The sequence below is a fragment of the Alteromonas sp. G4i13 genome (assembly GCF_054960505.1).
This window is the reverse complement of the sequence record NZ_JBHNYX010000011.1, coordinates 62,969-82,154: the sequence shown is the minus strand read 5'-3', so window position 1 is coordinate 82,154 and position 19,186 is coordinate 62,969. Positions and strand designations below refer to the sequence as shown.

Here is a 19,186-nt window from a genome sequence, read left to right as displayed (position 1 = left end):
TACCCGGATTTTTCCGTTGTGATGATTATGAAAATGTTAAAAATAACTTCAGGTGTAGGCATTCTGCTTTCACTACTTATCAGTGCAGGATGCACTGATAACACGGGTACTGACGTGAACAATCAGTCAAACTATGAGCAAAACTCAACAAGCTTTACAGTTGACACACAACTGCCTACTTCTACTCACGAAAAGACCGACAGTACCCACGCTTATCCTTATCAAGAAGGCGATGCTATTCCCGCTCTGGCATATATTGAACACGATGAAGTGTATAACCCTGAATCGGTTATTCCTCCCCAGTGTTACACCAAAACAGAAGGTGTTAACAACCCATGTTATGCATGCCACCAAAGTTACGATTCAATGGAAAAGCGTCCTAATCAAATGGGCGATGGCACGTTACAGGGCAACTACGAATTTTCTGACGTAGGGTTAACAAACAGCTGGAAAAACCTGTTTATTGACCGTACATCACTAATTGCGGGCATTGATGATGACACGATTAAAAAATATATAGCGCAAGACAACTATACCGCTTCGCTTAACAATGACGCCATGCCAGACTACATGCGTATTGAAAATTTGAGCGCCGCTGATAAGGCATTTGATGGCGACGGGTTTGCTAAAGATGGCAGTGGATGGGTGTCGTATAATTACAAGCCTTTCCCAAGTACTTTTTGGCCGACTAACGGGTCAACTGGCGATGCTATGATCAGGCTTCCTGAAAGCTTTCAAACGCTAAAAGGCAAGTATAATAAGGCTATCTATACATTAAACTTAAGCTTGGTTGAAATGGCACTTAAAGAGCTGGATACGTTAACTGTGGCGCCGGTCAACGAATTAGCGTTGAACCTTGACGTAAACCAAGACGGAAAACTCACCAATTTAGTGACTGAAATCGCTCGTTTGTCGCATTATGTTGGCGACGCAAGCAATGTTCCGCTAGCGCACATGCTTTACCCCGAAGGTACAGAATTCTTACATACCGTGCGCTACATTGGCGTGGATGAAAACGGGCATATTTATAACGCGCCGCGTATGAAGGAAGTGCGCTACATGAAAAAGCATATGTTCAGAAGCAGAGAAAGCTTAGCATCTGCCTATTATGCGGAAGCAAAAGATAAGCATTTTGAAAAGCTGCCTCAAACCCGCTACTTAGGTGAAAAAGGAATAGACAACGGCTTTGGCTGGACAATTAATGGCTTCATTGAAAATGAGCAGGGCGAACTTCGTGCACAGCACGCTCAAGAGCTTGCGTTTTGTAACGGCTGTCACAAAACAGTAGGGTCAACCTTTGACCAAACATTTTCATTTGCACGGAAAGTTCCCGGACAAGCGGGGTGGGGCTATATAGACCTGCGTGAAATTGAAGATGTGCCAAATATCAACGAGGAAAAAGGCGAGTTTCTCACTTACATGGAGCGCGTGGGCGGTGGCGATGAGTTCCGTCAAAACGGAGAAATGCTGGCCAAATGGTTTGATGAAAAAGGCATGGTCAAGGTGGAAGAGGTGCAACGTGCCAAGTCAGTGTACGACATCATTACTCCTTCACCAGAGCGCGCGTATGCGTTGAACAAAGCGTATTTGACCATAGTGAAAGAGCAAAGCTATTTGTTCGGTCGCGACGCAACGCTGACTAAGGCGACTAATGTGTTAAGCACTATTGATGCCGAACAGCCACCGCTTAAGCCTGAACATCGTTTCAAGTGGGATATGCGACTTAACTGGCAACAAGAAAAGCCAAGCGCCATTGCAGAAGCTCGGTAGCGCTTGTTTATTTAGAAGATAACGCTCGCGGCTAGATGTTAGCCGCGGGTAAAATTTCAAACTGAATCGGTTTGTAACGGAAGTTATTTGACTCGCCCGCTGAACACGCGGTTAACCCTACGATTAGATCCATCTTTGCTTCAAATATTGTGTAATCACCGGCATTAGACTTAGGAGGAAGAACAGATATTTTACCCTTGGCGTCTACCTCCACATTCATAAAGGTATTGAATGTGGTACAAACGTGATGCTCTGGGATGTCAAACTCTGAAAAAGCCGCGACTAAATTGCCGTGGCACCCAGGTACAGGCTCTTCATTGGGATAAAAATGCTTAAACGTGTCAACACTGCAAGGAGTCAAAAGAAAGTCATGGTCTTCTACAGTGTCTTCAATAATTTCGAACATCACGTTACTTTGATTAGAGTATAGCAAGCTGCCTTTTTTGAATTGGATGCTTTCATTGTAATCTAAACTTCGTCCTGAAGAGATAAACTCATTTTTATCGTGTTCATTGAACGCATAGAGGTCAGCCACTTGTTCACCTTCTGGATCAATAACTTTAAGTCTTTCCCCTTTTTTCATAGTAAATGCAGTGCCGCTTCTTGGCTGTATAGTTTGTAACATTATGTGACTTGTCCCTTTTATTTAGGTTTAGTGCTTAATCCGCTTGAACGGGCATTCCCAGTTTTCGGAATGTTTTACACCACTATATTGATATACCTCTGAGCTATCACCATGGTTTGCGAGTAGCTCATTTTTACTTCCGCAGTACGCGGTATCTCGTTTACGAATGTGGTCTTTGAATGCTTCAAAACGCTTCTGCTTTCTCAACATGTCAAATTGCTCGTGTAAATTAAACACGATGGCAGGGTAGGGAAATCGACGGCTTTTTCTTGATGCATTTGGATGCAGTCCAACTACAAAGAAACCCTTTCCGCCTAAACTCAAGCTAAACTGAGCGTTATGAGGGTCACTTGATACTTTACTATCCCAAGGTTTTAAACAGGCGTCAATCTCGTGTAAACGCTGCAATTTTTCCCATAAAACCCGATCAAATTCAGTTTCGCTTATCGTATCTGGAAGCTCAAAAGTTGCGACCAAAGAGGAGTACATGTCCCGTTCAAGATCAAACGACTCTACAAATTGGTGAATTGACGCCAACATATCTGTCTCATTGAGAGGACAGCGAATATCGTCGTATTGATTCACATGAATTTGGCTTTTATTGAGGGCTGTTTTGGCTCCGACGCAGGGGAAATCGGCTTCCCCTACAAACGACAAAAAGCGCTCGGTTAGATTCGGTTTCAATAAAGACATTCCATATCTCCCTGAAAGCGTTTTATGCGGTCGTGCTTAAAAGGTCAGAGCCTTTCTCCGGCGAATGAAAAGACGTAAATTCAACATTGTTTTGGGCGTTGGTTACCGTTAATTGCTCAACCGGCGCGTCCGCCTTGTCTTCCTCTACCTGCTGGGGGAGGTGCTTGATCTTAATGCCGTTTTGCTTGAAGTCAGCATTAATAAAACCTTGGTCTGCATACGCGTTCAATACATTGACACATGGGTAAAATCCCCATTTCGAGTGAAAACGCTGTGCATTATGAACAAAGTCTAAAAGGTGATTTATCGGGCATTGATAATTAGGCCGGTGTGGTGCAAATGTTCGCGTGGGCAATTGCTCTAACGAAAACCCTAATGCCCTACAGTTAGTGAAGAAATCTTCGTCGTTTAGTCCGAAACCCGCGTAGCCTTCATCGAAGCCGCCGGTTTTCTGAAAGTCTGCCTTACGAATAAAAAACACTGTAGAACAAATACTATCGTCACTAAACTTTCCATGATTAATTTCCTGATCTCTTGAAGGTATTTCGTTATTGTCGTCTTCGGGTAACGTGTCGTCATTACTTGCTAAATAACCGATTTCTTTTTCATCTTTTGAAATTTGTCGGTAGGGCTTACAACAGCGCTCGTTGGGTAAAAACACCACTGATGTGAACACTACGGTGTTGTCACGAAGCGCAAGCAAGCCATCTCTAAAAAGCGATGGGGCAATAACTGCGTCTACGTTTAGGTAAACTAAATTCGCGTGCTTGGCCGCTGACATACCCTTGTTGCGCGCTTTCGCTATCGGAAGAGCATCTTGAGTCACAAACTTGTGAACAATGTCGAATTTGTCACTGCGTACGAGTGACAAATCAGAAGGAGGTGCCATCCAAACAATGACTAGCTCATCTGGCGTTGGAGAGCATTGCTCTAACTGAGTAATCAAATTGGCCAGTTTCTCAGTTCTGCTCTTAACAATAGTTACTGCACTTATTGGTGAACGCATACTCTTCCTCCCTTTCTAATTTGTTGAACCTGTAATAACGACGACATGAAACGTTGAACGTTATACTTTCGTAGAAGCAAAGAGTGTTCCTGTTTTGTAAATTATTGATTTTTTGATAAAAAGTGTAATTTCAAGTTCTGTTTTTGAGTGTTTGCAGCAATGGTTGAGCGCCAAGGCAAGCAAGAGGTGCAAAGTGAGAGAAAAATTTACAAACGAATGTATGGAGGCCAACAGCAGTTTTTTATGTTAATTCTTGGTGGTCTGTTCTAATTTGCAGATTAACATGACGCTTCTTTTCATAAGTCTTGTTTTACTGTGCGTCTAGCGCGTAATTGCTTTGCCGTTCCCACATATTTTGATATGCTTGGTGAGTAGGTTAAACATTACAATTCAATAGTTTAAATATTCCTACAAATATTGCTTAACACGTTTTCTTTCGAGTAGAACTAATCTCATGTTATTGGTTTTTACTCACTCAGAGTGTAGGTAAATCTTCAGCCTTACTTGTAACGTATTAATTTCTGAATTTCGTATTTTTTCTGGTGGACAAAGGCTGTGGAATCACAATCGTCTGTATTCATTCGACACTATGACAAACAATCATTAAAGGTGGTTGATGTTATATCTGGTATCTCACCAAATGCTATGCGCAGAGTATTTGGCGGCTGGATATTTTTCGCAGCTGTTGTCGGCGTTATTGTAAGCGTAGCACCAGATTTGAGCGCTCAATTTATCGGTTTAACACTTTTCGTTCTTGTTGCCTTTACACTCGTAATGTTTGGACAGAGCAGAATAACGGAAGGCTGGCCAGCTATAATTTGCGACAACAACTACATCGGCGTGGTGAGAGACCCTGTTAAGAGAGAGTATATTTGTGTGAACTCTGCTCTGGTCAAAGAAGCTAACCCCACATTAATAAAACCCAACAAAAAAGCGGTTGAGATTGTGTTAGATAGCGAACAACTATCGGCAGAAGATCAAGAGGTGCTAAACCAAGCGGTTTGGCCTCGGGATAACAAGCTAATAGGGCTAGCCCATTTTAAAAAGCGTGAAGAGGCGTGTGATAGCCTCATGTGGTGTGTCAAACACCGTAGCTCTCATTAGATTTACAGTCTTGAGTATTACTCCTTGTCCGTGATTAACGCTAGTTCGGTATAAAGCGGGTAGTGGTCTGAGCCTATGCTTTCAAGCTTCTCTATATTGACCAATGCAAAATGTTCCGAGTGAAATACGTGGTCTAACGGCCATTTCACTAAAGGATATTTCGCGTGAAATGTATTGAAAAAACCGCGCCCCTCTCGTGGGTCTAAAAGTCCGCTTATTTTCTTGAACTTTCTGGTAGTAGGTGACCAAGCCACATCGTTAAGATCGCCAGCGACGACAATAGGGCCCTCTGTTTCAGCTATTTCTTCCCCCACAACCGTAAGTTCTACGTCTCTGGGTTTTGCATAGGTGTTCTCTGTTGGGCTTGGTGGTTTTGGATGAAGAAAATATAGCGTGACATCTTGTCCGTGGTGATTGATTTTAACTTTCATAGACGGCACATCCTCTTCTATTAAAAATCGCAATGAGACCTCTTCAAAGGGAAGCTTACTATAAAGGTGCATACCGTAGAGGTTTTCGAGTGGGCAAAATTTACGATACGGGTATTCAGATTCAATTTCACTGATGCCTTTCTGCCACTTCTCATTAGATTCCAACGTTACGAGAAAATCAGGTTGCTTATTACGTACATGTTCAATGAGCTTGCGAAAATCGTCATTAGGCATATACACATTGCTTGATAAAACACTTAGCTTTTGGCTCGCACTCTCAACCTCGACGTGCCTAACTTCTCTTTTATACAGAGGGGTATAAGGAATGATCCAGATAACCTGATAAATAAGGCTAACTGTTAATCCAGCGACAATAATTACTGCTAGGCTATCTATCTGTGCGTAATAGGTTGATTCAAAAATATGCCCAGCAATTAACAAAGAAATGATAGCTGCTATTTGTAGTCGCGGAAATTCCCACACTCTTACTAACCAATGAGAAGAAGGAAGCAAAGGGGCCCAGCTTACGGCTATAAATAAGACTGAAACAGCAGTAAGTGCAGTATCCATGTCTAGTTGGTCCTTGAGTTTAATTAACGAAAAACACTCCACCTGTTGCTTCTGTCTGCAAAATTAAATCTAGTGAAGCGACACAAATCGTTATAACTACGGCAGCTTTGTGAAATAAGTTTAACCTAAGTATCACTGTAACTTAGCGGCGGCCAACGACAAAAAGTTATCCCCTAGTACAATTGATAGGTGCTTTTCTTAAGTGAAGTTGACGAGTTTTGGGCATTAACAAAATTAAGTAAAAAGTTCTCAAACAAAGGCAAAGTTTGCAAAACAAAACTTACTTAACTAGCCCTGGATATTAATATTTATCATATAAAACAATGTCTTATTTTGTTGGCAAGGAATTGGCATGACTATCTACGAGTTTCGACAAAGGAGAAATGTTATGAAACGTTCACTTATTTCTATGATTGTTGCTACAACTTTGACTACAGCTGCATATGCAGGTGACATGGACACAGACAACAAATGGGAGAAAGGTGCCAAAGACGCATGGATTGATGGCAAAGCAGAAGCAACGCTGTTGTTCAATGGTAACCTTGATTCATTCGACATTAATACTGACGTTAAAAACGGTAATGTCGTTCTTACTGGTAAGGTTGAGAACTCTGTTGATAAAAAGCTAGCGGAGGAGCTAGTAGCGAATATTGACGGTGTAACGTCTGTAGACAACAAGCTAACGGTTGTCTCTGACAAAGATATGGAAGGCGACATGTCAGATGACATGGAAGATACTGTTGACGAAGGCACAAGCGAGTTAACTGACGCCAAAATCGCCACAGTAATCAAAACTCGTCTTCTTATGGATACCGATATTTCAGGTTTCGACATCGATGTTGACGTAGAAAACGGTGTAGTAACACTGACTGGCGACGTTGATTCTGATGCTGAGCGTGACCTAGCTGTGGAAATTGCCAAGAATGCGTCTGACGTAAAAGATGTTGAAAGCAACCTTCGTGTAGTTACTGAAACTGCGATGAACTAATATCATTGTTGCTTTACACAAGAAAGGGGCCTCGGCCCCTTTTTTTCTGGTCACGATTTACAGAGCTTTCCAAATCACAAAAAACAAGGGAAGCACAGCTGCTAATATTTGTCAGGAGAACTTATTCACCATTCTCCACTTTTTTCCCATTTAGTATCATCTTACGTGCTCTAGCATCCGATTGGCGTATCATATCGTTAATAAGCGACGTCTCAGGCATATTCTTCCAGTATTTTTTGGGCATTGAACTTAACATTGCCTTTGTTTTTACGCGGGCAGGATTAAATATATTTGCATAATACGTGAGCCAGTATTTTTCAATTCTGTCATCATTTGGAATGATACTTGGATCAGGATTATCTTCCAAAACAAGTGTTTTAGTATTCCAATGCGCAGCTCGATAAGGGGTAAGTATTGACCAACACATATTTTTAAAACGAGTCTGAAAAAAATCGAGCTTCAATTCCAAGCTGAAGTGTTCTGGTTCATACCACGCAATAAAATGCTCTTGTCCGTCAAGTACAACTTCTCGAAATCTCAAAAAAGCACTTATCTTATATGCATCGCGTTTTACTGCTTTAGCCAGCACGTTGAGACGCAACACATCTTCGTCAGTTTTTAAGTGAATAAGGTTTCTGTTTTCGAAAACTACTCGCCATAAAACGCGGTAACATAAAGCGAAACGATCGGTGGCTTGGTGGCATAACGCATACTTCAACAGCGTTAAAACTGATCGGGGAATTCTGTAATTCGTTTGGCTTTCACCAATAGCGTTGGCCGAATCGGTCACGGCAAACAAGTCGTCTTGGTTAGATTGCGAAGTTTGCCATGTAACGTTCTCCGGAGGTATGTGTTGGGCTAGACATTCTCTCGATGCTTTTCGCCATTCGTCGTATCCGGGCACTGATGAAATTGTTACTTTTTTCATTGTGGTACCAATTAGATTAGGCGCTGAACAATTCAAACTGTTTTGGTTGTTTAAATTGTTGTTCAAAGTTACTGCTATCGAGCAAATGGATAGCGGGGGAATAATCACTAACAGTAATGAACGGTTTTAATTTTTGTAAGGGTAAACGCATTTTTGTGAGATCGAACCAGCTAAGCTTTGTGTAACGTCGAATAGCCAAAATTTTTTGTACTGTGCGTGCTCCCAGTCCAGGAACTCGCAATAAAAGTAGCTTGTCAGCTTTGTTTAAATCGATGGGAAATATGTGGCGATTGCGTAGCGCCCACGCAAGCTTGGGGTCGTGCTCCATATCTAGCATGTCGTTGTGTACGATTTCATCTAAACCAAATCCATAAAAGCGCAAGAGCCAATCGGCCTGATAAAGTCGGTGTTCACGGATAAGTGGCGCCGGTTTAAGAGGCAAGACTTCAGACGCATCTGGGATGGGCGAAAATGCAGAATAGTAAACGCGCCGCAATTTTTGTTGACCATACAGTTTGACACTCGTGCCAAGGATAACTTTATCATTTGAGTCATCGGCGCCTATGATCATCTGAGTGGACTGTCCGCCAGGAGCAAAGCGAGGTGGGCGTTTGCCCGAGTAGGTTTTATCTACTTTGTGTTCATTTATTTTGTCTTTCAATGTATTCATTGAACCGTGAATTTCACCAAGGTCTTTTTCCGGGGCGTATTTGTTCAACGAATTTTGTGTCGGCATTTCGATGTTTATACTTAGCCTATCTGCATATAAGCCAGCTTCAGCCTGTAGTTCAGGAGATGCATTCGGAATGGTCTTAAGATGAATGTATCCTTTAAATCCGTGATCAATGCGAAGAGACTTCGCGATGCGTACCATGCTCTCCATAGTCAGGTCAGGAGAGCCGACAATACCGGAACTTAAAAATAATCCCTCAATGTAGTTACGCTTATAAAAATTAAGCGTTAAATCAACCGTTTCTTTAACGGTAAAACGCGCTCGTTGAACGTTGCTAGATACCCTATTGATGCAGTAATGGCAATCGTATATGCAATAGTTGGTCATTAGGATCTTAAGTAATGATACGCATCGACCATCAGGGGTAAAGCTGTGACATATCCCTGACCCTCCTGTGAGCGAACCTATTCCTGTTTTGTCACTTTTACCTGCTTTTCGTTTACCGGCGGAGCCACTTGCGCAAGAAGCGTCATACTTAGCGGCATCTGAAAGAATTTCGAGTTTTTGAATGAGTTTGTCATGCATCGCAAATGGTCACTTTCTCTAGGCAAATGTACGTGGTAGACGGTCTGAAAAAAAACAAGATTCCATACCAGTACTTTGCTTGTTGTGGTATACCTCAATACTGTATAAGTGTACAGTATTAAGGGGAGTGAGTTTATTAAATTTGAAAGGAAAATTTTATCTTGCTGTGTGTAGAAAGTACCTTATACAACTTTAGTATAAGTTTTGGGTTGATCTAAATTACTGAAAAATAAAGATTAACTATATGGTGCGGAAGGTGCATATGGTTAAGTAGATATGAGTGAATTACTTGATGTATTGAATAGACGAAAGTTTGTATTGTCAGGCAGAAAACATCTGCTGCAACGTGAAAGCTAGAAACTTAAATAGTCGAATGACTCAATACATTGGTGATAAATACTTCTAATTAAGTGGATTGTAGCGAGCTTATCGATACAAGTGCAAAATCGTTCAAGGAGTGGGGCATGAACTTTTTAAAGTGGGTTTATTCAGGCTTAGTGGTATCAGCAATCATTGTTATAGTCGGTGTAATTGGGCAAGGAAAGCTATCCGTAAGCCAAGCATCAGCTGATGACGAACAGCGCCCCGTTCACATGGATATTCAAAAAGTACAGCGCAACTTCTCATTGGTAGAATTTGATTTGTCGAAAAAGGCACATCTATTGAGAAAAACGCGTCTAGAGCACTACATTGCACAGGCTAAGCAAGCCGATTTAAGAGGTTGGAAATTTAAGCGTGATGAGTTTGTTGAGCGCGCCGAAAATATTCTAAATCATCATCTTACTCAATACGCGAATGATGTTAGTCAAGATGCGGAAACTTATACCGCTCAAGCAATCTAATACAAAGGCTATACATGAAAACACGCCCTACATTCTTACAATGTAGGGCGCGTTTTTCGTTTGAGTGTTTTCCAAATTTATTCCGATAGCGCAGAAATATAAGCTCTTACCACTTTTTCAACAAAGGCCTGACAATCTTTGGCCGTGGTTGGGTCATATTCACCATGGTTGGTAATGTTGTTCGACAATACGCGAATACCTAAAAAGGGAACGTGGTAGGCATGTGCAATCTGCGCTGCAGAAGCGGTTTCCATTTCTTCCACACTCGTTCCCATATTCTTATGGAGCCATGCTATTCGATCTAACTCGTTATTCCAAAAGTTACCGCTGCCAATCGTTCCTTTAACGACGTTCCCGCGTTTGTACTGCTTGGATAGCGATAGAGCTAGGTTGATGAGCTGTTTGTCTCCTAAATAAAAACGCAACTTTTCTGCGTCCTTGGCGCTACTCCCTTCTCCCGCGCTGCCTTCTGACGCCATAAGATCCATCGGCAGCCAATTAAACGGTTGAGAACCTTCTCCTTGAGCCAGCTTGGGCGTTTTAAAATTGGATGCATTAATACTGCGTTCGCCAAGAACAATATCACCAACTTTTAAGGAAGGATCGTGGCCACCTGATGTTCCCTGATTGATGATAAGGCGAGGGTGGTATCTCTCTATGCCAATAGCGGTGGCGGCCGCAGTATTTTCTAAACCCTTACCGGTTTTAGCTACCACAATGGGGTACCCGTTTAGTGTCCCTTTATAGAATACCGCATTACCTGAATACTCTGTTGTAGTGTTATCCAAAAGCGCAGCAAAGTATTCGGCTTCAATGGGCATGGGGCCTTGAATCATTATTGGCTGTAACGGAGCGTTCTGTGAAGCTACTTCTACACGCTTCATGGTGTGTACGTGCTGTGTATTTGCCCATACGCTATGAGTGAAAAGTGCCAAGAGCGTTATAATTGCTGAAAAACGTGTGTAGTGATTGAAAACGAGCTGCATGTCTATCCTTATTTTTGTCGTTGTTGTCCCGAGGAGTGTTAACGAATTCTCGTTGTTTTGTTGGATATGTTTTTTGTAATTTTGATACTGACTTAGTTGAGTGTTCTTATTATAAGCGTCAGCTTACCACTGCTTTAGTAAATTACAGGCAAAAAAAAGCGAAGCATTTGCTTCGCTTTAATAGTGTATACGTTGCTATTCGACTTCTACGATTTTAAGGGTATTGGTCGCGCCCACTTTTTCCATTTCATCGCCGTAAGTCAGGATGATACTGTCGCCGCTTTTCACTAACCCTTTCTCTTTAAGTGATGCAATGACATCGTACTTCAATTTGCCAGGTTCACTGTTTGAAGAGTCAAAGAAAACCGGCTTAACGCCGCGGCAAAGCGCCATCGTGTTAAGCGTTGATTCGTGACGAGACATCGCAATAATTGGCAGAGATGTAGTAATGCGAGACATTAACGTTGGTGTAGTTCCACTTTCAGTTAAACCTACAATCGCTTTAACACTTGGCAAGTGGTTCGCGGCGTAAACCGCAGACAGAGCAATTGACTCGCTAGTAGAAGAAAACTGCTGATCCATGCGGTGCTTGGAAATTTTAACGCTAGGATGTGTTTCCGCGCCTTCACAAACACGAGCCATAGCTGCAACTGTTTCAATAGGGAAATTACCCGCCGCTGTTTCAGCTGAAAGCATTACCGCGTCAGTGCCGTCTAGTACAGCGTTCGCAACGTCCATTACTTCTGCACGTGTAGGCATAGGGCTGTCAATCATCGACTCCATCATTTGCGTCGCGGTGATCACAACCTTGTTGAGCTGGCGAGAACGGGCAATCAGTTTCTTTTGAACACCAACAAGTTCCGCATCGCCAATTTCTACACCCAAGTCACCACGAGCAACCATTACCGCATCTGAAGCGCTGATGATATCCGTCATGGCTTCGTCAGACGCCACCGTTTCAGCACGCTCGACCTTTGCACAAATTTTTGCGTAGCAGCCAGCTGCTTCGGCAAGTTCTCGCGCGTAGTTCAAGTCTGCGCCGCTGCGAGGAAATGACACTGCAAGATAATCAACACCAATTTTCGCAGCGGTTTTAATGTCTTCTTTGTCTTTTTCGGTAAGTGCATCTGCAGAAAGACCACCGCCTTGACGGTTAATGCCTTTATTGTTTGAAAGCTTGCCGCCTACTGTTACTTCAGTAATCACTTTGCGGCCTTCAACGCCAGTTACTCGAAGCTGAATACGACCGTCATCAAGAAGCAGAATATCGCCTGCTGATACATCATCAGGAAGCGCTTTGTAATCAATACCTACTTGATTAATATCACCTTCGTCGCGGCCTAATTCAGCGTCTAGAATGAATTTTGCGCCAACCTCTAAACGAACTGCACCTTCGGCAAAACGAGCAACACGGATTTTAGGGCCCTGAAGATCACCTAAAATCGCTACGTATTTACCTAGGTTCTTTGCTGCCTGACGAACGCGCTTTGCACGTTCAATGTGGTCTTCGGCTTGTCCGTGTGAAAAGTTCATGCGCACAGTGTTTGCGCCTGCGGCAATAAGTGCCTGAATCTTTTCAAGTGAGTCGGTTGCAGGTCCTAGGGTGGCAAGAATTTTCGTTCTTCTGGTCATGTGATTCCGTCGCTGTTTCTAAGTTAGAAAAGACAAAGAGTGATAGGCTACGCGTTTATACGGTATGCCTGTAATCGCTTTACGTAATTTTATTACAGAATAATAGTTGAATTTGACAAAAATGTGAATGAAATAAACAAAAACGCCTAACTGGCTCGACCAGTTAGGCGTTTTCGCTGATTTATTGAACCAATATTGCTACGGTAGGTGGTTCTTATTTGATCACGTGGGAAGAAAATTACTCACCACGCTTTTCATAACGTGAACCACGCAGCGTATCCTTTACTCGCTTCAGATTCTCTCTGAACTTGTTTCCGCGGCGCAGTGTAAAGCCGGTTGCCAGGACATCAATTAGCGTGAGTTGCGCGATGCGAGAGGCCATAGGCATATACATATCAGTATCTTCCGGCACTTCCAGCGATAACACGTAACTGCATTCCTGTGCCAGCGGGCTATCTGCTGAGGTAATTCCTACTACAGTAGCGTCGTTCATACGGGCAATTTGCGCTATTTCTACTAAGCTTTTAGTTCGGCCCGTATGGCTAATCAATACAACAACATCGCCATCAGAACAGTTCATGCAGCTCATGCGCTGCATCAGGATATCTTCAAAGTAGACCACTGGAACATTGAAGCGGAAAAACTTATTTAGTGCATCGTGTGCCACTGAAGCTGAAGCGCCTAAGCCGAAAAATGAAATTTTCTGTGCCTGTGTAAGTAAATCAACAACGCGATTTACCACGTTCACATCCACAGATTGGCGCGCCACTTCCAGGGACGCCATGGTCGATTCGAATATCTTATTGGTATATTCGTCTGGGCTGTCGTTTTCATCAACATGGCGGTTTACATAAGGCGTGCCGTTAGCCAGGCTCTGCGCTAAATGCAGTTTAAAGTCTGGGAAGCCTTTAGTATCAAGTCTTCGGCAGAAACGGTTTACGGTAGGCTCACTAACATCCGACATCTTAGCGAGGGTTGCTATACTCGAATGAATGGCCGTTTGTGGGTTAGCTAGAATTACTTCAGCTACCTTTTTCTCAGATTTACTGAATGCCGCTTGGTTTTGTGTGATTTTTTCTAAAATGTTCATACAGATATAGCAATTAGTTAGCACAATTTATTGTAAGGTACACCCGTAATAGTACCCAATGTGACGTCTGTGACAAGAAAAATGTAATTTTTTGACAATTTTTGTTATTTCAATCGGGTTAAATGAGGGTAAACTGAGGGAAACAGTAAAGATTCAGATCCTATAGTTGGTACAAGTTGTAATTTTACTACATTTGGTGTTAACTATACGGTAAAAATAGTCGTTAGTGTTGTAAATAACTGTACAATACGCCGCGGACACATACATTTAAAAGGTCGACGAATATGGTATTGGATAATTCCTACGAACCCTGTGATTTTGTACTTTTTGGTACACTGGGAGATCTTTCACGACGCAAGTTGTTGCCTTCTTTATATCAGCTTGAAAAAGCAAACTTGATGCACCCAGACACCACTATTGTGGGTGTTGCGCGTCAAGAAATGGAGCTGGATGCCTATATTGAAGAAGTTCATGCCAACCTAATCAAGTTTGGCGAGAAGAACTTGTGTGAAGCCACTTGGGAAAAAATGAAAGCACGTTTGCACTATGCATGCGTAGACATGAAGGACGTTGAAAGCTATTGCGTATTAGACGACCACGTTGACCCAAGCCGCACCATGGTGTGTTATCTAGCGACGCCACCGGCGATATACGGTGATATCTGTCGTGGCCTGCATAGCTGCAAAATTATCGACTCAAGCGTTCGCGTTGTGCTAGAAAAGCCAATTGGTCACGATTTGGCATCGTCAAAAGTGATCAATGAGCAAGTTGCAGAATACTTCGACGAAAAGCAAATTTACCGCATTGACCATTACCTTGGTAAAGAGACAGTACTAAACCTAGTATCACTGCGTTTTGCCAATTCTATTTTTGCTACTAACTGGGACCACAACTGCATTGACCATGTTCAAATCTCAGTTGCGGAGTCAGTGGGTATAGAAGGGCGTTGGGGTTACTTTGACGACGCGGGTCAAATGCGAGATATGGTGCAAAACCACTTGCTACAAATTCTAAGCTTGGTAGCGATGGAGCCTCCGACAACGCTCGACGCTGACAGCATTCGTGACGAAAAATTGAAAGTGCTTAAAGCGCTTCGTCCGATTAACTCGTTTAATATTAATGACAGCACAGTACGCGGTCAGTATACCTCTGGTTTCGTGAAGGGCGAAGAAGTGCCTGGGTACCTTGAAGAAGAAGGTGCTAATACGCAAAGTAAAACCGAAACCTTTGTAGCTATTAAAGCGGAAATTGATAACTGGCGTTGGGCTGGTGTGCCGTTCTACCTACGCACAGGTAAGCGCATGCCAACTAAGGTGAGTGAAGTTGTTATTTACTTCAAGCGTCAGCCACACAACTTGTTCGGTGACAGCTTCAAGAATCTCCCACCCAATAAGCTCGTTATTCGTCTACAGCCAGACGAAGGTGTAGAAATCACCGTAATGAATAAAGTACCTGGCTTAACCAGCTCAGGCTCTATGGATCTACAAAAATCCAAGTTAAACCTAAGTTTCTCTGAAGCGTTTGCCGATGAGCGTATTCCTGACGCATACGAAAAACTCCTTCTTGAAGTTATGTTGGGTAATCAGGCGCTATTCGTTCGTCGTGACGAAATTGAGCAAGCTTGGACGTGGGTAGACTCAATTCTTGAAGCGTGGAAGCAATCGAGCGAGCCGCCAGAACCGTATCAAGCAGGTACGTGGGGGCCGGTAGACTCTATAGGTCTTCTTGCTCGCGAAAATCGCAGCTGGTACGAGAGCAAAACAGGGAAGAAAAAGTAATATGGCGTTAACAACTCTATCATTTGAAACACCTGATGCGCTGACTGATGCATTTGCGCAAGACTTAGTCAGCATTTTAAAAACAGGTATTAAAACTCGCGGTCGAGCTTCGCTTGTCGTTAGTGGTGGTCGTACACCGCTGGCGCTTTTTAAACAACTAAGTGAAACCGAACTTGAGTGGGATAAGGTTGATATCACCCTTGCCGACGAGCGCTGGGTTGAAGAGGACCACGAGGCCAGCAACACCAGCCTAGTCAAAAATAATCTAATTCAAAATAAAGCCGCAGCAGCTCGTTTTATCGAATTGAAAAGCGATGCTGATGATGCAAACGAAGGCGTAAATGCCGCAGAGTCAAATCTGGCTAGCATGTCACAACCTTTTGATGCATTGATTCTTGGCATGGGGGAAGATGGTCACACTGCATCGCTTTTCCCTTGCTCTGAACAAGTACTTGACGGCTTAGATATGAGCAGCGGCAGAACCTGCATCGCTGTTCAACCTACAACAGCACCTCATCAACGTATTTCATTAACGCTACCAGCGTTACTCAATAGCCGTAATATCTTTTTGCATTTAACAGGCGAGAAGAAAAAACAAGTCTTACTTGATGCTATTGAAAATGCCACCGAAGCGCAAAAGCCCATCACCGCCGTAGTTAACCGCGCGCCGGTTACTTTGATGTGGGCGCCATAGGAGACAAACATGAATCCAAAAATTGCTGAAGTTACGCAACGAATTATCGAGCGTAGTAAAGAAACGCGTAAGGCGTATCTAGAAAAAATTGAGAGTGCACGACGTCAAGGACCACACCGTGGTGTGTTGTCATGCGGTAACCTTGCTCACGGCTTTGCAGCATGTGGAACAAGCGAAAAATCAGATCTTCGTTCAATGACCAAAGCCAACGTGGCAATTGTGTCTGCATATAACGATATGCTTTCAGCGCACCAGCCTTACGAGACGTATCCTGCGCTCATTAAGGATGCAGTGAAAGAAGTAGGCAGCGTAGCCCAGTTCGCAGGTGGCGTACCTGCTATGTGTGATGGTGTTACACAAGGCCAGTCTGGCATGGACTTAAGCCTAATGAGCCGTGATAACATTGCTCAGGGGGCTGCCATTGCGCTTTCTCACAACATGTTCGATAGCGCACTGATGCTAGGTATCTGCGACAAAATCGTTCCTGGGCTATTAATGGGCGCACTAACGTTCGGTCATTTGCCAACCGTTTTTGTGCCAGCTGGTCCAATGCCATCGGGTCTTCCAAACAAAGAAAAAGCCCGTGTTCGTCAAGAATTTGCCGAAGGTAAAGTAGGGCGTGACGCGTTGCTTGAAGCTGAATCTCAATCTTACCACTCTGCGGGTACCTGTACGTTCTATGGAACGGCAAACTCGAATCAGCTAGTGGTTGAAATGATGGGCTTGCACCTTCCGGGTTCGTCGTTTGTTAATCCGGGCACACCTTTGCGCGATGCGCTAACAAAAGCGGCTGCGGTTCAAGCAACACGCTTAACTGACCTTGGCGACAACTATACGCCAATTGGTCACATTGTAGATGCAAAAGCCATTGTGAACGGCCTTGTAGGTCTTCTTGCTACGGGTGGTTCTACTAACCACACCATGCACCTTATTGCGGTAGCTCGCGCTGCAGGTTACATCGTAAATTGGGACGACTTCTCAGATATCTCTAATGCTGTGCCTCTTCTTACTCGCATTTACCCGAATGGCTCAGCTGACATTAACCACTTTGTTGCAGCAGGTGGTATGTCATTGCTAATTAGACAGTTGCTTGATGCGGGTCTACTACATAACGATGTTAAGACCATTTGTGGTGAAGGCTTAGACTTCTACACTAAAGAGCCTGTGCTTAAAGACGGCGAATTAGAATGGCGAGACGGCCCGACTGAATCCCTTGATAAAGAAGTGCTAGCAACTGTTGACGCACCGTTTAAGCCAGATGGTGGTTTGAGTGTACTTGACGGCAATCTTGGTCGTGGTGTTATTAAAACCTCAGCACTTCGCACGCCTCACTGTAATATCAAAGCACCAGCGGTTGTGTTTGAAGACCAGTTTGAACTCGATGACGCGTTTAAGTCTGGCAAGTTAGACAAAGACTGCATTGTAGTTGTTCGCTTCCAAGGTCCTTCAGCAATTGGTATGCCAGAACTTCACCGCTTAACGCCACCTCTTGGGGTGCTTCAAGATCGCGGCTTTAAAGTGGCGCTAGTTACTGACGGTCGTATGTCTGGTGCATCAGGTAAAGTTCCTGCAGCTATCCACGTGACTCCAGAAGCTTATAAAGGCGGTTTACTTGCTAAAGTGCAAGAGGGCGACATTATTGAGCTAAACACACAAACTGGTGCATTAACACTGCATGTGGACGATGAAACACTGGCTGCACGTGAAGCAGCGCCAGCGAACTTAGCTAAGCATCACGTTGGAATGGGACGTGAAATGTTTGCGGGTATGCGCGCTATTCTGACGGGTGCAGAAGAGGGTGCATGTTCACTGTTTTACACGCAGGAGCAAGCATAATGAGCCAGAAGTTTGTGGCTGATGTTGGCGGTACGAATATTCGTGTTGCAAGGGTAACCGAGTCAGGTGTAGCCGACATCAAAAAATACATGTGTAATGATTTCGCCAGCATAGACCTTGCTATTGCACAATACTTTAGCGACATGCCGGAATACAGCTTTTCGCAAGGTTGTATTGCAATTGCATGTCCAGTATTGGGCGATCAAGTCGAGATGACGAATCACAGCTGGGCATTTTCTCAAAATGCACTTCGCTCTCAGCTTAAACTAGACGCGTTGTTCGTTATCAATGACTTCACTGCCGTAGCGCACTCTTTGCCTGTATTGGGCGAAGAGCAAGTGGTACAAATTGGCGAAGGCACTGCGAAAGAAAATGGCAATATCGCTGTTTTTGGACCTGGTACAGGATTGGGTGTTGAGCATATTACAATGACCTCAACGGGCTGGCAGACGCTGGACGGTGAAGGTGGTCATGTAGACTTTGCACCGGTAGATGAAACCGATGTTGTCGTATGGCGTCACCTTCAATCGACCTTAGGACGTGCTTCTGCTGAAGAAGTAATGTCTGGACGCGGCCTGCATAATATTTACACCGCGCTAGCAAACCACGCATCAGCACCAGTTGTATTTACCGAGCCGGCTCAAATCACTGACGCTGCGCTGAACGGTACCTGTAAAATTGCTGAAGCGACGCTTACCCAATTCTGCCGAATTATGGGAAGCTTTGCGGGTAATTTAGCGCTTAACATGGCGACCACGGGCGGCATCTTCATTGGTGGTGGCATTGCTAACCGTTTCCCTGAATTTATTCAAAATAGCGATTTTAGAGCGCGTTTTGAAGCGAAAGGGCAAATGAAGCACTACGTGAAAGACATTCCCACCTATTTAATTGCAGAACCTGATCACGGTTTATTGGGTGCGGCTGCATATCTGAATCAAAATACAGCGAGCTAAAT

At 43.6% G+C, this 19,186-nt stretch carries 17 protein-coding genes; 8 read left to right on the top strand and 9 right to left on the bottom strand.

Annotated features, from left to right (window positions below; all coding sequences use genetic code 11):
• The first annotated feature begins 27 nt into the window (after positions 1-27).
• Positions 28-1,770, top strand: coding sequence for a hypothetical protein (locus ACFI6J_RS07570; RefSeq protein WP_061486979.1), 1,743 nt, complete (start codon positions 28-30; stop codon positions 1,768-1,770).
• 31 nt (positions 1,771-1,801) lie between these two features.
• On the opposite strand, the gene ACFI6J_RS07565 is transcribed toward ACFI6J_RS07570, so the two are convergent.
• Genes ACFI6J_RS07565 through ACFI6J_RS07555 form a run of 3 tightly spaced genes read right to left on the bottom strand, consistent with a single transcriptional unit; the run spans position 1,802 to position 4,094 of the window.
• Positions 1,802-2,395 carry a DUF1989 domain-containing protein gene (locus ACFI6J_RS07565; protein WP_014976827.1) on the bottom strand — a complete coding sequence of 198 codons (594 nt, stop codon included), beginning with the start codon at positions 2,393-2,395 and terminating at the stop codon, positions 1,802-1,804.
• Between the two features lie 27 nt (positions 2,396-2,422).
• Positions 2,423-3,088 carry a guanitoxin biosynthesis heme-dependent pre-guanitoxin N-hydroxylase GntA gene (gene gntA / locus ACFI6J_RS07560; protein ID WP_014949864.1) on the bottom strand — a complete coding sequence of 222 codons (666 nt, stop codon included), beginning with the start codon at positions 3,086-3,088 and terminating at the stop codon, positions 2,423-2,425.
• Positions 3,089-3,110: 22 nt separating this feature from the next.
• Positions 3,111-4,094 carry a glycosyltransferase family 2 protein gene (locus tag ACFI6J_RS07555; protein ID WP_014949863.1) on the bottom strand — a complete coding sequence of 328 codons (984 nt, stop codon included), beginning with the start codon at positions 4,092-4,094 and terminating at the stop codon, positions 3,111-3,113.
• 555 nt (positions 4,095-4,649) lie between these two features.
• Between ACFI6J_RS07555 and ACFI6J_RS07550 the strand changes: the two genes are divergently transcribed.
• Positions 4,650-5,198 carry a hypothetical protein gene (locus tag ACFI6J_RS07550; RefSeq protein ID WP_014949862.1) on the top strand — a complete coding sequence of 183 codons (549 nt, stop codon included), beginning with the start codon at positions 4,650-4,652 and terminating at the stop codon, positions 5,196-5,198.
• A 17-nt stretch (positions 5,199-5,215) separates the two neighbouring features.
• Here the strand turns inward: ACFI6J_RS07550 and ACFI6J_RS07545 are convergent, their stop codons facing one another.
• A complete protein-coding gene (locus tag ACFI6J_RS07545; RefSeq protein WP_014979601.1) occupies positions 5,216-6,199 on the bottom strand; it encodes an endonuclease/exonuclease/phosphatase family protein in 984 nt (327 codons plus the stop codon).
• Positions 6,200-6,587: 388 nt separating this feature from the next.
• On the opposite strand from ACFI6J_RS07545, the gene ACFI6J_RS07540 reads away from it, so the two are divergent.
• The gene (locus ACFI6J_RS07540; RefSeq protein WP_014949860.1) at positions 6,588-7,187 is read left to right on the top strand and encodes a BON domain-containing protein; all 600 of its coding nucleotides are present in this window, start codon (positions 6,588-6,590) and stop codon (positions 7,185-7,187) included.
• Positions 7,188-7,308: 121 nt separating this feature from the next.
• Here ACFI6J_RS07540 and ACFI6J_RS07535 read toward each other — a convergent pair whose 3' ends face one another.
• Positions 7,309-8,115, bottom strand: a complete 807-nt coding sequence (locus ACFI6J_RS07535; protein WP_014976822.1) for a TIGR03915 family putative DNA repair protein — start codon at positions 8,113-8,115, stop codon at positions 7,309-7,311.
• A gap of 16 nt (positions 8,116-8,131) precedes the next feature.
• Positions 8,132-9,373, bottom strand: coding sequence for a putative DNA modification/repair radical SAM protein (locus ACFI6J_RS07530; RefSeq protein WP_061486041.1), 1,242 nt, complete (start codon positions 9,371-9,373; stop codon positions 8,132-8,134).
• A gap of 464 nt (positions 9,374-9,837) precedes the next feature.
• On the opposite strand from ACFI6J_RS07530, the gene ACFI6J_RS07525 reads away from it, so the two are divergent.
• Complete coding sequence (locus ACFI6J_RS07525) at positions 9,838-10,215, top strand: hypothetical protein (RefSeq protein ID WP_014949857.1); 378 nt, start codon at positions 9,838-9,840, stop codon at positions 10,213-10,215.
• 77 nt (positions 10,216-10,292) lie between these two features.
• Here ACFI6J_RS07525 and ACFI6J_RS07520 read toward each other — a convergent pair whose 3' ends face one another.
• From ACFI6J_RS07520 to ACFI6J_RS07510, 3 genes are all read right to left on the bottom strand, one after another.
• Entirely contained in the window at positions 10,293-11,201 is a 909-nt protein-coding gene (locus tag ACFI6J_RS07520) for a 5'-methylthioadenosine/S-adenosylhomocysteine nucleosidase (protein ID WP_061486040.1), read from the bottom strand.
• A gap of 195 nt (positions 11,202-11,396) precedes the next feature.
• A complete protein-coding gene (pyk, locus tag ACFI6J_RS07515) occupies positions 11,397-12,833 on the bottom strand; it encodes a pyruvate kinase (protein WP_014949855.1) in 1,437 nt (478 codons plus the stop codon).
• Positions 12,834-13,071: 238 nt separating this feature from the next.
• Positions 13,072-13,923, bottom strand: a complete 852-nt coding sequence (locus tag ACFI6J_RS07510; protein ID WP_014949854.1) for a MurR/RpiR family transcriptional regulator — start codon at positions 13,921-13,923, stop codon at positions 13,072-13,074.
• A gap of 284 nt (positions 13,924-14,207) precedes the next feature.
• Between ACFI6J_RS07510 and zwf the strand changes: the two genes are divergently transcribed.
• Genes zwf through ACFI6J_RS07490 form a run of 4 tightly spaced genes read left to right on the top strand, consistent with a single transcriptional unit; the run spans position 14,208 to position 19,184 of the window.
• Positions 14,208-15,701: a glucose-6-phosphate dehydrogenase gene (gene zwf / locus ACFI6J_RS07505; protein WP_014949853.1), complete on the top strand. Its 1,494-nt coding sequence runs from the start codon at positions 14,208-14,210 to the stop codon at positions 15,699-15,701.
• A gap of 1 nt (position 15,702) precedes the next feature.
• On the top strand, positions 15,703-16,395 hold the full coding sequence (pgl, locus tag ACFI6J_RS07500; RefSeq protein WP_061486039.1) for a 6-phosphogluconolactonase: 693 nt from the start codon (positions 15,703-15,705) through the stop codon (positions 16,393-16,395).
• 9 nt (positions 16,396-16,404) lie between these two features.
• Positions 16,405-18,231, top strand: a complete 1,827-nt coding sequence (edd, locus tag ACFI6J_RS07495) for a phosphogluconate dehydratase (RefSeq protein WP_014949851.1) — start codon at positions 16,405-16,407, stop codon at positions 18,229-18,231.
• Positions 18,231-19,184: a glucokinase gene (locus tag ACFI6J_RS07490; protein ID WP_014949850.1), complete on the top strand. Its 954-nt coding sequence runs from the start codon at positions 18,231-18,233 to the stop codon at positions 19,182-19,184. Before edd ends, ACFI6J_RS07490 begins: the two co-directional genes overlap by 1 nt.
• Positions 19,185-19,186: the final 2 nt, after the last annotated feature.

Coding starts and splice junctions, on each gene's coding strand:
- ACFI6J_RS07555 (WP_014949863.1), bottom strand. CDS start 4,094: ATGCGTTCACCAATAAGTGCAGTAACTATTGTTAAGAGCAGAACTGAG.
- ACFI6J_RS07490 (WP_014949850.1), top strand. CDS start 18,231: ATGAGCCAGAAGTTTGTGGCTGATGTTGGCGGTACGAATATTCGTGTT.
- ACFI6J_RS07510 (WP_014949854.1), bottom strand. CDS start 13,923: ATGAACATTTTAGAAAAAATCACACAAAACCAAGCGGCATTCAGTAAA.
- gntA (WP_014949864.1), bottom strand. CDS start 3,088: ATGTCTTTATTGAAACCGAATCTAACCGAGCGCTTTTTGTCGTTTGTA.
- ACFI6J_RS07520 (WP_061486040.1), bottom strand. CDS start 11,201: ATGCAGCTCGTTTTCAATCACTACACACGTTTTTCAGCAATTATAACG.
- pyk (WP_014949855.1), bottom strand. CDS start 12,833: ATGACCAGAAGAACGAAAATTCTTGCCACCCTAGGACCTGCAACCGAC.
- ACFI6J_RS07545 (WP_014979601.1), bottom strand. CDS start 6,199: ATGGATACTGCACTTACTGCTGTTTCAGTCTTATTTATAGCCGTAAGC.
- zwf (WP_014949853.1), top strand. CDS start 14,208: ATGGTATTGGATAATTCCTACGAACCCTGTGATTTTGTACTTTTTGGT.
- ACFI6J_RS07535 (WP_014976822.1), bottom strand. CDS start 8,115: ATGAAAAAAGTAACAATTTCATCAGTGCCCGGATACGACGAATGGCGA.
- ACFI6J_RS07530 (WP_061486041.1), bottom strand. CDS start 9,373: ATGCATGACAAACTCATTCAAAAACTCGAAATTCTTTCAGATGCCGCT.
- ACFI6J_RS07565 (WP_014976827.1), bottom strand. CDS start 2,395: ATGTTACAAACTATACAGCCAAGAAGCGGCACTGCATTTACTATGAAA.
- edd (WP_014949851.1), top strand. CDS start 16,405: ATGAATCCAAAAATTGCTGAAGTTACGCAACGAATTATCGAGCGTAGT.
- pgl (WP_061486039.1), top strand. CDS start 15,703: ATGGCGTTAACAACTCTATCATTTGAAACACCTGATGCGCTGACTGAT.
- ACFI6J_RS07525 (WP_014949857.1), top strand. CDS start 9,838: ATGAACTTTTTAAAGTGGGTTTATTCAGGCTTAGTGGTATCAGCAATC.
- ACFI6J_RS07540 (WP_014949860.1), top strand. CDS start 6,588: ATGAAACGTTCACTTATTTCTATGATTGTTGCTACAACTTTGACTACA.
- ACFI6J_RS07570 (WP_061486979.1), top strand. CDS start 28: ATGAAAATGTTAAAAATAACTTCAGGTGTAGGCATTCTGCTTTCACTA.